Source organism: Burkholderia pyrrocinia (assembly GCF_003330765.1).
Classification (GTDB): Bacteria; Pseudomonadota; Gammaproteobacteria; order Burkholderiales; family Burkholderiaceae; genus Burkholderia; species Burkholderia pyrrocinia_B.
Map to the genome: position 1 here is coordinate 3,526,932 of NZ_CP024902.1, position 15,297 is coordinate 3,542,228.

The window sequence follows — 15,297 nt, forward strand, 5'->3', positions numbered from 1 at the left end:
GGACCTGTGATAGCCTGACTGAACATTCGGGGTTCGAAGCAATATCATCAGACCAAAGACCGATGCGCCGCGATTGCCACGCGAGCCAGCGGGGAAGTGAGGGAAGAACAATGCAAAGAGACCACCTCATCGGCGACCTCTATGAGGCCGCGCTGCACCCGGACAGCTTTCTCGAAATCTTTCATCAGGTATCCGAATCACTCGGCGCAAACGTTTTTCACATGTTCAGTTGGGACTCTGCGCGCAATGCGCCGCAGTTCTCGATCTACTCCCCGCGCGCAGAACTGGAAAATGTCGTCGCACTCTACGACCAGTATTACGGCGCACTCGATCCGCGCCGCCGCTTTGTCGAGCAAGCACCGCTCGGAGAATTCGTCTGCTGTCAGGATCACCTCACCGAGCAGGATGTCGCGCGCAGCGAATTCTTCCAGGACTACCAGATTCCGTCAGGCATTCGCTATCTGATGGGCGTCCGCCTGGCGCGCCCGGGCGGCGACGACATCCTGCTCGGGTTGCTGAGGGCTTGCGGCCGCCCACCCTACTCGCCCGAGGAACGCGTGACCCTGACGGGCATGGCAGGACATCTGCAACGCGCGATCAACCTCTGGCAGGATGCGAACGTGCTGCACCGCGACGCCGCGCTCGGCGCCGAACTGATGGAGGAGCTGGGTCTGGCCGTGTTCGCGCTGGACCGGCATATGCGCGTCGTCTTCGTCAATCGGGCGGCGGAGTCGATGTTGCGCGCGACGACCTGCCTCAAGCTCGAGCATGGACACCTGAGCGTCGCGAGCGCGCTGCACAACGATGCGCTGAAGGCCGCGCTGGCGCGCGTCGCGAAGACCCGCCACGGCGAGAGCCTCGCCCTGGCGGGCTCGCTGGACGCCGCCCACGAAATCTTTCTCGGCATCGCCACGCTGGCCGGACCGGCGCTCCATGCCGCATTCGGCGGCGCGACGATGCTCGTGACGGCCAGGCGGCGAAGCGCCGCACCACTCGTCGTCGCGCAACAACTGCGGCAGGCGTTCGGCCTGTCGAGTGCCGAAGCCGCCGTTGCGGAGGCGTTGATCAGCGGCAAAACGCCCGATGAATGCGCGGCGAGCGCCCGGGTGTCGCTCGCCACCATTCGCACCCAGTTGCGTGCGATCTACGAGAAAACACATTCACGAAACCAGGCCGAGGCAGTGGGAAGAATGCTGTGGGTGCTTCCACGGCACCCACGCGAAAACTGACGCCGTGAATCGGCAAGTGTCGCTCACCCGGCCGAAGGTGCGCTCCTGCGGCGATCCTCGCAGCGAACCGCTACCGCATGCGTCCGACGCGGCGGCGGCCGGTGCGCGGCCCGACGCCGGTACCCTCGCGAACGGCCTGCCGCACGAAACGACGCGCGCTGGACTTACTGCCGCACCGGCTTCTTCGCGAGCTTGCGCTGCAGCGTGCGGCGGTGCATGTTCAGCGCGCGCGCGGTCGCCGAGATGTTGTTGTTGTTCTCGGCCAGCACGCGCTGGATGTGCTCCCATTCGAGCCGGTCGACCGACAGCACGACCGGGTTCTCGAGCGCCTCGTCGGCCTGCACTTCGGTCGCGTTGGTCTGCAGCGCGGCCAGGATCGATTCGACGTTCGCGGGTTTCGCGAGGTAGTTGTCGGCGCCTTCCTTCACCGCCTGCACGGCGGTCGCGATACTCGCGTAACCGGTCAGCACGAGAATCCGCGCATCGGGCTGCAGGTCGCACAGCGGCGCGATCAGGCTCAGCCCCGAATCCTCGCCGAGATGCAGGTCGACGGTGATGAACTGGAACTTGCCGCCCGCGGCGAGCCTGAGCGCCGCCTCCTTGTCGTGCGCCTGCTGGACCGCGTAACCGCGGCGCTCGAGACCGCGCGCGAGCGTGCCTGCGAACACCTCGTTGTCGTCGATCACCAGAAAATTGTTCTCGCTCATGTGGTTTCTCCGTCTACGTGTTGGTTGAGGCGGCCAGCGCCGCGACGCGCACGACCGGCAGGCGCAGCACGGCCCGCGTGCCGCGCCCGGCGGTTACGCCGGCCGGGCGGCTGTCCGGCGTGCCGGCCGTTCGTTCGGCCGCGCGTGGACCCGATGCAGCGGCGGCCTGGCCGTTCGCCGCACCGCCGGCCCGCCCGTTGCCGCCCGCCGCGCGCGGCGTGACATCGGACAGTTCAATCTCGCCGCCGAGCCGCGCGGCCGCACTGAACGCGAGATACAGGCCGACCCCGTGCCCGCCCTGCGTGCTGTCGACCGGCATCGCGCCGAGCGATTCGCGCAACGCAGCCGGAATGCCCGGCCCGTCGTCGCACACCTCGAATTCGATCTCGTCGGCCGCGCGGTCGTGCGCGACCTTCGCGGCCAGCGTCACGCGCCGCGGGCTCGCGCGCGCGGCGTTATCGAGCAGGATCGTCAGGATCTGGCCGGCCGCGACCGTGTCGTCGAGCCCGACGCCCGCCGGGCGCGCGCCGAGCAGCTCGAACTGCACGTGCGGATGCCGCAGGCGCCAGTGCTCGACGAACGTGTCGAGCCAGTCATCCACCGACTGGCGGCTCGCCGGCGCGCTCGCGCGGCTGCGCAGGCGCGCGAGCGCCGACGTGCAGAGCGTCATCTGTTCTTCGAGCACCTTCAGGTCGGCCTCGTAGCGGGCCAGCCCCGGATCGGCGCGCGCCGCGTCGCGCAGCTCCTCGGCGAGCATCGCGATCGTCGACAGCGGCGTGCCCATCTCGTGCGCGACGGTCGCGGCCTGCACGCCCAGCGCGACCGCCCGCTCGTCACGCAGCAGGTGCTGCTGCGCTTCGCCGAGCGCCGAATCGCGCTGGCGCAGCGCATTCGACATGCGTGCGACGAACCATGCGATCAGCCCGACGCTGACCATGAAGTTCGCCCACATCCCCGTGCGGTAGTAGTCGAACAGGTTCGCGGGATTGTCCATGTTGAGCGGCACCGAATCGAAGCCGAGCGCCGCGTAGCACGCGACCGCGAACGCCGCGAGCCAGATCATCAGGTGCCACGGCAGCACGGCCGCCGCGATCGCGAGCGAAGGCAGGTACAGCGACACGAACGGATTGGTCGTGCCGCCCGACAGGAACAGCAGCGCGGACAGCGCACCGAGGTCGACCCACAACTGGCCGAGCAGCTCGAAATTGGTCTCGGGCCGCGCGCGCAGCACACGCACCCAGGTCAGCGCGTTGAAAACGATTTCGAGCGCGATGACCATCAGCATCGCCGGCAACGGCAGGTGCACGCCGAAATAGGTCTGCACGACGCCGATCGTCACGAGCTGGCCGATGATCGCGAGATTGCGGAGCCAGAACAGGTGACTGAGGTTGACGCGCCCGGTGGTGGTGATTCGTTGCATGCGGGCAGTTTACCCGTTTAGCGGGCGACGCCTGTAGCGGGGCCGGATCGAAGCGGGTGAACGGGACGCACCGCGTGCCCGGCCGGCGCCGTCAGCCGGCCGCGCCGGCCATGCGCTGCGCGATCTCGTCGGCCAGGCACTCGGGGCACCGGCAGCGCTCGCCGGCCGCCGGCGGCATGCCGCCGGGCAGCACCGGCATCGCCGCGCACCAGCAGTCGAACGGCTGCGTGAGCGCGCCGCAGTCGAAGCCGCGCCCGCAGCGCGGGCAGCGCGCGCGTCGCGGGGCGGAACGGGCATCGGCGGCGGAATCGGTCATGGCGGAATCGCGGAAGCGGGCGTGAAGTCGCCCTACGCGACAAGCATAGCGCGGCGAACGGATTTTGCGCGCCGGCCGCCCGGCCGATGTTCGTCGCCAATACACGCCGCCCCGCCCGCCGACGCCCCCCGCGCGCATCGCGCAGCGCCATAGCCGGCGGGCCGCCGCGTGCGGCGTCCGACCCGCGCCGCCCGCGCTCCGGCCCGCCCAAAAACACGATGCTGCGCTGCGCCACTCCTGTACAATTCGCCCTGTTTCAACCGTTCCCAGCCAGAGATGCCGCCATGTCCGAGCCCATCGACCTCTCGCAGATCGCCCCCACGCTGAAAGCAGAAATCCTCGCCGAAGCGCTGCCGTATATCCGCCGCTACCACGGCAAGACCGTGGTCATCAAATACGGCGGCAACGCGATGACGGAAGAACGGCTCAAGCAGGGCTTCGCGCGCGACGTGATCCTGCTGAAACTGGTCGGCATCAATCCCGTGATTGTCCACGGCGGCGGTCCGCAGATCGATCAGGCGCTGAAGAAGATCGGCAAGGCCGGCACCTTCATCCAGGGCATGCGCGTGACCGACGAAGAGACGATGGAAGTCGTCGAATGGGTGCTGGGCGGCGAAGTGCAGCAGGACATCGTGATGCTAATCAACCACTTCGGCGGCCACGCGGTCGGCCTGACGGGCAAGGACGGCGGCCTGATCCATGCGCGCAAGCTGCTGATGCCGGATCGCGACAATCCCGGCCAATACATCGACATCGGCCAGGTCGGCGAAGTCGAGACGATCAACCCGGCGGTCGTGAAGGCGCTGCAGGACGACGCGTTCATCCCGGTGATCTCCCCGATCGGCCTCGGCGCGGACGGTCTCTCGTACAACATCAACGCGGATCTCGTCGCGGGCAAGCTCGCCACCGTGCTGAACGCCGAGAAGCTGCTGATGATGACCAACATCCCCGGCGTGATGGACAAGGACGGCAACCTGCTGACCGATCTGTCCGCGCGCGAGATCGACGCGCTGTTCGAGGACGGCACGATCTCGGGCGGCATGCTGCCGAAGATCTCGTCGGCGCTCGACGCCGCGAAGAGCGGCGTGAAGTCGGTGCACATCGTCGACGGCCGGATCGAACACTCGGTGCTGCTGGAAATCCTGACCGAGCAGCCGTTCGGCACGATGATCCGCTCGCATTGAGCGCGCGCCGCAAGACCGCCAGCCCCGACCTGCCGGCCCCGCTGCGGCGCCGGCGTATCTCGCGCAGCCGGCCGCGCGGCGGCGCGCCCGTGTGGCTGTTCGATCTCGACAACACGCTTCACCACGCATCGCACGCGATCTTTCCCGAGATCAACCGCGCGATGACGCAATACATCATCGACGCGCTGCAGGTCGAGCGCGCCGAAGCCGACCGGCTGCGCACCGGCTACACGCAGCGCTACGGCGCGGCGCTCCTCGGCCTCGCGCGCCATCATCCGATCGATCCGCACGACTTCCTGCGCGCGGTCCACACGTTCGTGGATCTGCCCGCCATGGTGCGCGCCGAGCGCGGCCTCGCGCGCATCCTCGCCGCGCTGCCGGGCCGCAAGCTGGTGCTGACCAACGCGCCGGAGAACTACGCGCGCGCGGTGCTGCGCGAGTTGCGTATCGAACGGCTGTTCGAGCGCGTGATCGCGATCGAACACATGCGCGACCGCCGTGCGTGGCGCGCGAAGCCCGACCACGCGATGCTGCGCCGGACGCTGCGCGCCGCGCACGCGCGCGCGGCCGACGCGATCCTCGTCGAGGATACCCGCAGCCACCTGAAGCGCTACAAGCGTCTCGGCATCGGCACGGTATGGATCACGGGGCACCTGCCCGGCCATCTGCCGGGCACCGGGCGCCCGCTTTATGTCGACCAGCGGATTCGTTCGTTAAAATCGCTGCGACTGGGCACTCGATCGGGGCGACAAAAATGCAGCCGACTCACCCGCAGGACCAAGCCGTAACGGAAGGCCAGGCCACACCCTCGCGCCCGCGCCCGAAGCCGGGCGAGCGCCGCGTGATGATCCTGCAGACGCTCGCCGCGATGCTCGAGGCGCCGAAACCCGAGAAGATCACGACCGCCGCGCTCGCAGCCCGGCTCGACGTGTCGGAAGCCGCGCTTTACCGGCACTTCGCCAGCAAGGCGAAGATGTACGAAGGGCTGATCGAATTCATCGAGCAGGCGCTGTTCGGGCTCGTCAACCAGATTGTCGCGAAGGAGCCGAACGGCGTGCTGCAGGCGCGCACGATCGCGCTGACGATGCTCAATTTCGCCGCGAAGAATCCCGGGATGACGCGCGTGCTGACGGGTGAGGCGCTCGTCGGCGAGGACGAGCGCCTCACCGAGCGCGTGAACCAGTTGCTCGACCGCATCGAGGCGACCGTCAAGCAATGCCTGCGGGTCGCGCGCACGGAAGCGGGCGCGCCCGACGGCGCGGCGCCGTTCGCGCTGCCGGCCGACTACGATCCGGCCACACGCGCGAGCCTGCTCGTCAGCTACGTGATCGGCAGGTGGCATCGCTTCGCGAAGAGCGGGTTCGCGAAGGCACCCGGCGAACAGGCCGATGCGCAGTTGCGGCTGATTCTGCAGTAGCTCGGCGCCGGCCCGCAGCCGGCAACGACGCAGGCCGATTTCGCTCATTCGACGTACATATCTCCCCGCAGCGCCACACCACGTTCTCCTCCCCGTGGCGACTGCCGCATGACAATTCGAACTCGTCCAATATCACGCATCCACCTAACAAGTTAAATTTAACTTGTTATAGATAAAACCAGGTGAGATGGTGAATTGCAAATCCCGACGTTCCCAGGCGAGGATGGCCCGACGCCTCGTCCACTCGACACTGCTTGCGGGTGCGGCGCTGCCATGGCCGTCCGCAGCGCAAGTGACCAACGGCGGACCGCAGCAGGCAGACGGTGTCGCCCTTGAAATCGCGCCGGGCGATTATTCGGCGACGCGGTCCGGCGATGCCGTGCTGTCCGCCGTCAACGGCGGCACGCTGGCGACGACCGGCAAGACGCACGTATTCTCGACCGGCGCAGCTTCGGCCGGCGCCGCCGCGTGGGGCACCGGCTCGACCGTCAAGCTGCGCGATACGGAAATCCGCACCCGCGGCGGCTCCAGCGCCGGCATCGACATCCGCTACGGCGGCAGCGCGACGGCGAAGCGTATCTCGATCGATACCGATGGCGACTATTCACACGGCGCGGCCGTCGACAGCGCCGGCGGCCGGCTCGGCATCGCCGACAGCGTGATCGTCACACGGGGAAAGGAAGCCTATGGCATCTCTGTGAACTATGTGCCGGGCGGCGCCATCGACATTGCCGACACGCTGATTCGCACCAGCGGCCTGTTTGCCTACGGCGTGGCCATCGGTTACGAGGGCGTCCGTGCGACGTTGAATCGCGCGAATATCCGGACGGACGGCGACTACGCGTCGGCGCTGTTCCTGCCCGGCGCGTCAGCCGTCGCCTTCAGCGACAGCCGCCTGGAAACCGGCGGCGATTACGCGCTCGGCGTGGACAGCCGCGAGGGAAGCGTCGAACTCGCGCGCACGCAAATCGTCACGCACGGCCGCAGCGCACACGGGTTGTACGCGTCGAAGGAATATACCGACACCCCTTCCCTGGAAGCGACCGATACGCAGGTGACAACGACCGGTGCCCGTGCGATTGGCGTATTAGCTCGACTCGGCGGTCGGATCTCGATGACGCGCGACGGCATCGAGACGAGCGGCGAACGCGCGCGCGGCGCGATGTCTGCCGGCACGGGCTCGGTTGTGTCGCTCACTGACGCGCTCGTCGAGACGCACGGCAACGAGGCTACCGCGCTATATGCGAGCTCAGGCGGCAGCATCGATCTGCTGCGCACCGACGCACGCACAACCGGCGATGCCGCGCCTGCTGCCGGCGTCTATGCGGCCATGCTGACAGCCGACGGCGGGTCGCTCTACAGCGAACGGAATGCCGCCATCGACGCGTTCAGTGCCGACATCACCCTGCGCAACGCTGCCCGCGCCGCCAGCGGCACCGGCACGCTGCTGTCGGTCCACGCCGAGTCCGGCGCACCCGTACGCGTGACGCTCGACACCGGCGCGCATGCCGAAGGCGACATCGTGAACCACCCGACCGACGACGGCAGCCCGACGTTCGCCGTGACGGACGTCGCCCTGTCCAACGCATCCGCCTGGATCGGCGCTACCGACGTAGTTCGCACGTTGTCGCTCGACGCGGACAGCCGCTGGACCGTCACCGCCGATTCGTCGGTCGGCGCCGTCGCGCTGAACGACTCGACGATCGCGTTCGCCGCGCCGGAGGCCGGCACGCCGCCGACGCCGCGCACACTCGTCGTGACCGGCGACTATGCGGCCCGCAACGGCCGGCTGGTCGTCCATACGATGCTGCAAGACGACGCGTCGCCCACCGACCGGCTCGTGATCGACGGCGGCCATGCGTCGGGCAACACGGGAATCGTCGTGAAGCGCACGGGCGGCGACGGCGCGCCGACGACACTCGGCATCCCGATCGTCGAGACGCGTCACGGCGGGACAACCGACGCGTCGGCATTCGCGCTCGACGCCGCATCGGACGGCTACCGGAACGGCTTCGGCACGCTGTCAGCGGGTGGCTACGATTACACGCTCAAACGCGGCGGCACCGGCGGCCACGAAGAGAACTGGTACCTCACCTCCGCCGCCAAACCCGAGCCACCGCCGCCGCCCGCGCCCGGCCCGGTCGATCCCGACCCGCCCGTCGGACCGGAAATCGTCCCGCCGGCCCCGCCGCGCGCGGCCGCGCCCGAACCGGATGCGTACCTGGCGAACGCCGATGCAGCCGCGACGATGGCGATCCATACGCTGCATCAGCGTGAGGACCGTTCGCTGCGCGCGACTCCCGGCGCGACGCCCCCGCTCGACGGCGCCGTCTGGGTGCGCGCCGAGGGCCAGTTCACGTCGATGTCGGGCGGCAACCGCAGCGTGTCGGGCAACGGCCGCCTGATCCACGCGGGTGCCGACCTGCTCCGTTTCGACGACGGGCGCGGCGGCAGCGTCCGGGTTGGCGCGATGGGCATGTACGGCAGCCAGACGAGCTGGTCGACCCGCCCGCTGTGGAACGCGGTCGAACAGCGCATGGCCGACGCCACCGCGCGCGGCAGCGTCGCGGGCTACAACGTCGGACTGTACGGCACCTGGTACGGCAATCGCGACATCCTGTCCGGGCCCTACGTCGATACGTGGTTCATGTACGGCGCCTATGCGAACAGTGTCGGCGGCAGCCTCGCCGGCGATTCGTACCGCTCGCGCACCGTGACGGGATCGATCGAGACCGGCTATTCGATCCGCTTCTACGAGCGCGGCGATACGCGGTTCTTCGTCGAACCCGAGGCGCAACTCGTCGTGTCCGACTATCGCGCGGCCGCGCACGACACCCCGGGCGGCCGCCTCGACGGGCAAGGCTCGACCGACGTGCTGACCCGTCTCGGCGTACGCGTGCACGGCGTGACCGCGATGCCGTCGGGACGCGAGCTGCGGCCGTTCATCGAGGCGAACTGGTGGCATGGCCCCGGATCGCGGTCGCTGACGCTCGACCGCAATGCGTTCTCGTTCAGCGTGCCGCGCGATCGCGCGGCGTTCCGGGTCGGCGCGACGGGCCAGTTGTCGAAGCGCCTCGTGATATCGGCCGGCCTCGGGCTGGAGGCGAACCTGTCCGACTATGCGGTGGTCAAGGGCGAGTTGGCGGCGAAGTACCGCTGGTGACGCGGCACGGCCGGCGCCGCCTGTTCCCCACACTGGCGGTCCCGGCCAGCCCCGCGCGTCCGCGGAGCCCGGGCCTGGCCGACGACCGCCCCGCACGCGCCCGAATCGGCGCGTCCCGCAATTTCCGCTATACTTTGCCGACTTGCCGCCCCCTTGGCGGCAGGTCGGAAGCGCGCCGATTTGCTGACTCGATTGCGGGCGCGCGAACCGGCCGGGGCTCGTCCCGGCGGTTCACTACAAATGCGGCTAAAGAGGTCGTCAGCCGCGCATCTTCGACTCCGCGCCTCGCCGACACCATTTAGCCGCCCAGTCATAAGGCGGAACGAATGGAATCGATCGGCATCGTCGCTCCACAGACCATGCACTTCGCCGAACCGCTGCGCTTGCAAAACGGCAGCGCGCTCGGCAACTATCAGCTCGTCGTCGAGACATATGGCGAGCTCAACGCCGCGCGCTCGAACGCGGTGCTCGTCTGCCACGCGCTCAACGCGTCGCATCACGTCGCCGGCGTCTACGCGGACGATCCGCGCAGCACCGGCTGGTGGGACAACATGGTCGGGCCGGCCAAGCCGCTCGACACCAACCGCTTCTTCGTGATCGGCGTGAACAACCTCGGCTCGTGTTTCGGCTCGACCGGCCCAATGAGCATCGACCCGACGTCTGGCGAGCCGTACGGCGCGCGCTTTCCGGTCGTCACCGTCGAGGACTGGGTGCACGCGCAGGCGCGCGTCGCCGACGCGTTCGGCATCGAGCGCTTCGCGGCCGTGATGGGCGGCAGCCTCGGCGGGATGCAGGCGCTCGCGTGGAGCCTGATGTATCCGGAGCGCGTCGCGCACTGCATCGACATCGCGTCGACGCCGAAGCTGTCCGCGCAGAACATCGCGTTCAACGAAGTCGCGCGCTCGGCGATCCTGTCCGACCCCGACTTCCACGGCGGCAACTACTACGCGCACGGCGTGAAGCCGAAACGCGGCCTGCGCGTCGCGCGGATGATCGGCCACATCACCTATCTGTCCGACGACGACATGGCCGAGAAATTCGGCCGCGCGCTGCGCCGCGCGGACGGCGCGCTCGACGCGTACAACTTCAGTTTCGACGTCGAGTTCGAGGTCGAGTCGTACCTGCGCTACCAGGGCGACAAGTTCGCCGACTACTTCGACGCGAACACCTACCTGCTGATCACGCGCGCGCTCGACTATTTCGATCCGGCCAAGGCGTTCGACGGCAACCTGACGGCCGCGCTCGCGCAGACGCAGGCGAAATACCTGATCGCGAGCTTCTCGACCGACTGGCGCTTTGCGCCGGCGCGTTCGCGCGAGATCGTGAAGGCGCTGCTCGACAACAAGCGCACGGTCAGCTACGCGGAGATCGACGCGCCGCACGGCCACGACGCGTTCCTGCTCGACGACGCGCGCTATCACAACCTGATCCGCGCGTATTACGAACGAATCGCCAACGAGGTGGGTGCATGAACCAGCAAGCGCTGAATTCCCTGTCCGCGCGCGCGGACTTCCGCACGATCGCCCGCTGGGTCGAGCCGCGCTCGACCGTGCTCGACCTCGGCTGCGGCGACGGCTCGCTGCTGGCGCTGCTGATGGAGGAGCTGGATGTCACCGGCTACGGCATCGAGCTGAACGACGCGGGCGTGCTCGCGAGCGCGAAGAACAAGATCAACGTGATCCAGCAGAACCTCGAGGACGGCCTGCGCCTGTTCGAGGATCACAGCTTCGACATCGCGATCCTGTCGCAGACGTTGCAGACAATCCACCAGACGGCCGCGATCCTGCGCGAGACGGCGCGCGTCGGCCGCGAGTGCATCGTGTCGTTCCCGAATTTCGGCTACTGGACCCACCGGCTGTCGGTGCTGCACGGCCGCATGCCGGTGTCGAAATCGCTGCCGTACCAGTGGCACAACACGCCGAACGTGCGCGTGCTGACGATCAAGGATTTCGAGGCGCTCGCGCCCGAGGTCGGCGTCACGATCCTCGACCGCGTCGTGCTGCACGAAGGCCAGCCGATTCGATGGGGAGCGAACTGGCGTGGTAGTCTTGCTGTCTACCGCGTCAAGCGCAGCTGAGCCGGGGAGCCGTTGACGGAAGCACGGCCGGGGCTGGCCCGGCCCGCACGCACGGGCGGCCGTGCCCCCTGCGCCGTCCGCGCCGCCGCCTGCGCTGCCGCCGCAATCAGTCAACGCTACCCAGTTCCAGTCCATGTCGAAAACGCCACACGAGGCGCCCGCACTCACCGCTCACGAGGATCACCCCGGCTGGCGCGCCTATCTGAACACGCACATGCTGATCTGCGTGTTCCTGGGCTTCACGTCGGGCCTGCCCCTCTTCACGCTCGTCTACCTGGTGCAGGCATGGCTGCGCTCCGAGGGCGTGAACCTGAAGGAAATCGGCCTGTTCGCGCTGATCCAGTTCCCGTATACGTGGAAGTTCCTGTGGGCGCCGCTGATGGACCGCTATCTCCCGCGCCTGCCCGGCTGGCGGCCGGGGCGCCGGCGCGGCTGGATGCTGCTCACGCAGGTGCTGGTCGCGGGCGCGATCGCCGCGCTCGGCTTCGTGTCGCCGCGCGATTCGATCTGGACGGTAGCCGCGCTCACCACGCTCGTCGCGTTCTTCGGCGCGAGCTCCGACATCGTGATCGACGCGTACCGCCGCGAGTTGCTGCGCGACACCGAACAGGGCCTCGGCAACGCGGTGCACGTGAACGCGTACAAGCTCGCCGCGCTGATCCCCGGCTCGCTGGCGCTGATCCTGTCCGATCACATGCCGTGGGACGTCGTGTTCGCGATCACCGGCGCGTTCATGCTGCCGGGCATCCTGATGACGCTCGTCGTGCGCGAGCCCGAAGTGGTCGGCACGCCGCCGCGCAACCTGCGCGACGCGATCGTGCTGCCGTTCCGCGAATTCATCCAGCGCGACGGCTGGGCCGGCGCGCTGCTCGTCATCGCGTTCATCTTCCTGTTCAAGATCGGCGACACGATGGCCACCACGCTGTCGACGTCGTTCTTCCTCGACATCGGCTTCACGCGCACCGAGATCGGCATCGTCGCGAAAACCACCGCGCTGGTCGCGAGCGTCGCCGGCGGCATCATCGGCGGCGTCTGGCTCGTGAAGATCGGCATCGGCCGCGGGCTGTGGATCTTCGGCGCGCTGCAGATGGTGTCGACGCTCGGCTTTGCGTGGCTCGCCCAGCTCGGCCCCGGTTCGCCCGCGCTCGCGATGCTCTACGACTTCACCGTTTCGACAAGCCACGCGATCGCATCGGGGCTGTCGATGTTCGGCATTACCGTCACGCCGCAATTCAGCCCGATGACGGTCGCGCTCGCGCTCGTCTACGGCGCCGAAACCTTCACCACCGGCCTGACGATGGCCGCGTTCGTCGCGTATATCGCGAGCACGACCGACCCGCGCTATACGGCCACGCAGTTCGCACTGTTCACGAGCCTCGCGTCGGTGCCGCGCACGCTCGCGTCGGCCGCGAGCGGCTTCGTCGTCGCGAAGATCGGCTGGTTCGACTACTTCCTGGTGTGCACCGCGCTCGCGATTCCCGGCATGCTGCTGCTGTTCAAGATCGCGCCGTGGAACGGTACCGCGCGCAACGGCGAGGCCAGCCGTGCGCAGTAACCGCCTGCACGGCCTCGCGCGCGTTGCGGCTACGTTGAGCGTCAGTGCCGCGGCACTCGCCGCGACGTTCGCGCACGCGGCCGACGCCAGCGCGACCGCGGCGGGCTCCGCGCCGACCGCTGCGCCGGCTTCGCCGCCCGCGCCTTCGAATTCCGCCGCGCCCGCCCCGCCGTCCGCCGCCGAAGCCGCGCAGCCGACCGGCGGCGCCGTGCAGGCGAAGGCCTATACGCCGACGCCGCAGCAGGTCCGCTACGGCAACGCGATCGCCTTCCGCACGCTGATCCCGTCGCCGCTGCTCGAGCAGCTCACCGCGAACGAATACGCGCAAATCGTGCAGACGGCCGCCGACAGCAACCGCCTGCTGCCCGCGAACCAGCCGCGCGTGAAACGGCTGCGCGCGATCGTCGCGAAGCTCGCGCCGTATTCGGTGAAATGGAACGACCGCGTGAAGAGCTGGGCGTGGGACGTCAACGCGATCCGCTCGCGCGACATCCGCCTGACCTGCCTGCCGGGCGGCAAGATTCTCGTGTACGGCGGCATGCTCGACCGCATCCGCCTGAACGACGACGAGTTCGGCGTGCTGCTCGCGCACGGCATCGCGCATGCGCTGCGCGAACACGCGCGCAGCAACTTCAGCGCGACCTCGCAGACGTCGCTGCGCGCGGCCACGCTGCCGCCGCTGTTCGGCGTCGGCGATCCGCTGCCGCAGGCACTGAACCTCGGCGAGCGCCTGCAGGCGCTCCACTACGACCCGACCGACGAAACCGAAGCCGACGTGATCGGCGGCGACATCGCGTCACGCGCGGGCTTCGATCCGCGCGCGGCGGTCACGCTGTGGGACAAGCTCGCGGTCGCGACGCGCGCGAACAAGGCGACGGGCTTCATCTACACACACCCGTACAGCACCGCCCGGCGCCAGGATCTGCTGAACCGCCTGCCGGACCTGATGCCGCTGTACGCGAAGGCGATCGGCAAGCGCGTCGACATGCTGCCCGACTATGCGGGCATCAGCGCGCAGCGGCGCAAGGTCGTGCGGCGCTGAGCGCCGCGCGAAGCGATCGTTTCATGCGCCGACGTCGGCCGCGGCCGGCTTGGCCGACGCCGCGCCCGCCGGACGGCTGCCGCTCTCGCGCATCCAGCGCACTTCGTCACCCGGGCTGCGGCCGAACAGCCGCTTGAACTCGCGGCTGAACTGCGACGCGCTCGCATAACCGACGCGGGCAGCGGCCGTGCCGGCACCCACCCCGTCCCGCACCATCATCAGCCGCGCCTGGTGCAGCCGCGCGGTCTTCACGTACTGCATCGGCGATGTCGCCGTCACGTGCTTGAACTGCGCGTGGAATACCGCGAGGCTCATCCCGGCTTCGCGTGCGAGCGTCTCGACGTCGAGATCGGCCTTCAGTTCCGCATGAATGCGCCGCAACGCCTTCGCGATGCGGCCGAAATGATGCTGCTGCACGAGCGCCGCGCGCATCGCGTCGCCCTGCGCGCCCGTCAGCACGCGATACGCGATCTCGCGCATGATCGCGGGCCCCAGCACGCGTGTGTCGTGCGGCGACGCGAGCGCTTCGAGCAGCCGCACGACCGCATCGGCCAGCGGCGCATCTAGCGGGGTCGAATAGATGCCGAGCGGCTCGCTGACGGCCGCGCCGAGCGTCTCGTCGAGCAGGATCGCGAGTTCGGCGATCACCGCGAGATCGACGCGGATCGAGATCGCGAGAAACGGCTCGTCCATGCTCGCGAACGTCTCGCATTCGAACGGCAGCGGCACCGACAGCACGAGATACTGCTGCGCGTCGTAGACGAACGAGCGCTCGCCGAGATAGCCGAGCTTGCGCCCCTGGCACACGACGATGATGCTCGGCTCGTACAGCACGGGCATGCGCGGCGCCGGATGGGTCACACGGATGAAGCGCACGCCATCGAGCGCCGCGAGCGTGTCGCCCTCGTTCGGCGCGAGGCGCGTGTGCAGCTCGATCATGCGACGCTGCACGCGCTCGGCCGCGTCGGCCAAAAGGGGCTGGAAGCTCATGGGCATGGTCCTGTCCGGCAAGAGAATCTGGCTCGCAATGTAGCACCATGAACGTATTTTGACGGCTGTTCGCGGGCAATTCGAGAGGAATAGGCAAATCTTCCAGACCTTCGTGTATTTCGCCGCGGCGGTGCGCTCCTTACGATAGGCACCTGTCTCGCCGCATCGCCACATGGTGCGGCGGCAGTCTGTTTCGC

Annotated in this window: 13 protein-coding genes; 9 read left to right on the forward strand and 4 right to left on the reverse strand. The window is 68.5% G+C overall.

What is annotated here, in order from left to right; all coding sequences use genetic code 11:
- Nucleotides 1-110: 110 nt before the first annotated feature.
- Complete coding sequence (locus CUJ89_RS17115) at nt 111-1,229, forward strand: helix-turn-helix transcriptional regulator (protein WP_114178358.1); 1,119 nt, start codon at nt 111-113, stop codon at nt 1,227-1,229.
- A 164-nt stretch (nt 1,230-1,393) separates the two neighbouring features.
- On the opposite strand, the gene CUJ89_RS17120 is transcribed toward CUJ89_RS17115, so the two are convergent.
- From CUJ89_RS17120 to CUJ89_RS17130, 3 genes are all read right to left on the reverse strand, one after another.
- A complete protein-coding gene (locus tag CUJ89_RS17120; protein WP_021156278.1) occupies nt 1,394-1,936 on the reverse strand; it encodes a response regulator transcription factor in 543 nt (180 codons plus the stop codon).
- Between the two features lie 13 nt (nt 1,937-1,949).
- Nucleotides 1,950-3,356 (reverse strand): ATP-binding protein, encoded by a 1,407-nt coding sequence (locus CUJ89_RS17125; RefSeq protein WP_114178359.1) that lies wholly within the window; start codon nt 3,354-3,356, stop codon nt 1,950-1,952.
- A gap of 91 nt (nt 3,357-3,447) precedes the next feature.
- The gene (locus tag CUJ89_RS17130; RefSeq protein WP_114178360.1) at nt 3,448-3,672 is read right to left on the reverse strand and encodes a cysteine-rich CWC family protein; all 225 of its coding nucleotides are present in this window, start codon (nt 3,670-3,672) and stop codon (nt 3,448-3,450) included.
- Nucleotides 3,673-3,956: 284 nt separating this feature from the next.
- Here CUJ89_RS17130 and argB point away from each other — a divergent pair, with 284 nt between their 5' ends.
- The 8 genes from argB (at nt 3,957) to CUJ89_RS17180 (ending at nt 14,110) form a co-directional block, all read left to right on the forward strand.
- The gene (gene argB, locus CUJ89_RS17140) at nt 3,957-4,856 is read left to right on the forward strand and encodes an acetylglutamate kinase (RefSeq protein WP_114178361.1); all 900 of its coding nucleotides are present in this window, start codon (nt 3,957-3,959) and stop codon (nt 4,854-4,856) included.
- Complete coding sequence (locus tag CUJ89_RS17145) at nt 4,853-5,644, forward strand: pyrimidine 5'-nucleotidase (protein ID WP_114178362.1); 792 nt, start codon at nt 4,853-4,855, stop codon at nt 5,642-5,644. The genes argB and CUJ89_RS17145 overlap by 4 nt, the downstream gene beginning before the upstream one ends.
- The gene (gene slmA, locus CUJ89_RS17150; protein ID WP_114178363.1) at nt 5,611-6,273 is read left to right on the forward strand and encodes a nucleoid occlusion factor SlmA; all 663 of its coding nucleotides are present in this window, start codon (nt 5,611-5,613) and stop codon (nt 6,271-6,273) included. Before CUJ89_RS17145 ends, slmA begins: the two co-directional genes overlap by 34 nt.
- A gap of 223 nt (nt 6,274-6,496) precedes the next feature.
- Nucleotides 6,497-9,436: an autotransporter outer membrane beta-barrel domain-containing protein gene (locus tag CUJ89_RS17155; protein ID WP_236654901.1), complete on the forward strand. Its 2,940-nt coding sequence runs from the start codon at nt 6,497-6,499 to the stop codon at nt 9,434-9,436.
- A gap of 326 nt (nt 9,437-9,762) precedes the next feature.
- Entirely contained in the window at nt 9,763-10,908 is a 1,146-nt protein-coding gene (metX, locus tag CUJ89_RS17165; RefSeq protein WP_114178365.1) for a homoserine O-succinyltransferase MetX, read from the forward strand.
- Nucleotides 10,905-11,513: a methionine biosynthesis protein MetW gene (gene metW, locus CUJ89_RS17170; protein WP_114178366.1), complete on the forward strand. Its 609-nt coding sequence runs from the start codon at nt 10,905-10,907 to the stop codon at nt 11,511-11,513. Before metX ends, metW begins: the two co-directional genes overlap by 4 nt.
- A 133-nt stretch (nt 11,514-11,646) precedes the next feature.
- On the forward strand, nt 11,647-13,068 hold the full coding sequence (locus CUJ89_RS17175) for an AmpG family muropeptide MFS transporter (RefSeq protein ID WP_114178367.1): 1,422 nt from the start codon (nt 11,647-11,649) through the stop codon (nt 13,066-13,068).
- On the forward strand, nt 13,058-14,110 hold the full coding sequence (locus CUJ89_RS17180; RefSeq protein ID WP_114178368.1) for a M48 family metallopeptidase: 1,053 nt from the start codon (nt 13,058-13,060) through the stop codon (nt 14,108-14,110). The genes CUJ89_RS17175 and CUJ89_RS17180 overlap by 11 nt, the downstream gene beginning before the upstream one ends.
- Nucleotides 14,111-14,131: 21 nt before the next feature.
- On the opposite strand, the gene CUJ89_RS17185 is transcribed toward CUJ89_RS17180, so the two are convergent.
- Nucleotides 14,132-15,100: an AraC family transcriptional regulator gene (locus tag CUJ89_RS17185; RefSeq protein ID WP_114178369.1), complete on the reverse strand. Its 969-nt coding sequence runs from the start codon at nt 15,098-15,100 to the stop codon at nt 14,132-14,134.
- Between the last annotated feature and the right edge of the window lie 197 nt (nt 15,101-15,297).

Bases quoted from the DNA above. Each gene is read 5' to 3' on its own strand.
- CUJ89_RS17115 (WP_114178358.1), top strand. From the start codon at position 111: ATGCAAAGAGACCACCTCATCGGCGACCTCTATGAGGCCGCGCTGCAC.
- CUJ89_RS17120 (WP_021156278.1), bottom strand. From the start codon at position 1,936: ATGAGCGAGAACAATTTTCTGGTGATCGACGACAACGAGGTGTTCGCA.
- CUJ89_RS17125 (WP_114178359.1), bottom strand. From the start codon at position 3,356: ATGCAACGAATCACCACCACCGGGCGCGTCAACCTCAGTCACCTGTTC.
- CUJ89_RS17130 (WP_114178360.1), bottom strand. From the start codon at position 3,672: ATGACCGATTCCGCCGCCGATGCCCGTTCCGCCCCGCGACGCGCGCGC.
- argB (WP_114178361.1), top strand. From the start codon at position 3,957: ATGTCCGAGCCCATCGACCTCTCGCAGATCGCCCCCACGCTGAAAGCA.
- slmA (WP_114178363.1), top strand. From the start codon at position 5,611: ATGCAGCCGACTCACCCGCAGGACCAAGCCGTAACGGAAGGCCAGGCC.
- CUJ89_RS17155 (WP_236654901.1), top strand. From the start codon at position 6,497: ATGGCCCGACGCCTCGTCCACTCGACACTGCTTGCGGGTGCGGCGCTG.
- metX (WP_114178365.1), top strand. From the start codon at position 9,763: ATGGAATCGATCGGCATCGTCGCTCCACAGACCATGCACTTCGCCGAA.
- metW (WP_114178366.1), top strand. From the start codon at position 10,905: ATGAACCAGCAAGCGCTGAATTCCCTGTCCGCGCGCGCGGACTTCCGC.
- CUJ89_RS17175 (WP_114178367.1), top strand. From the start codon at position 11,647: ATGTCGAAAACGCCACACGAGGCGCCCGCACTCACCGCTCACGAGGAT.
- CUJ89_RS17185 (WP_114178369.1), bottom strand. From the start codon at position 15,100: ATGAGCTTCCAGCCCCTTTTGGCCGACGCGGCCGAGCGCGTGCAGCGT.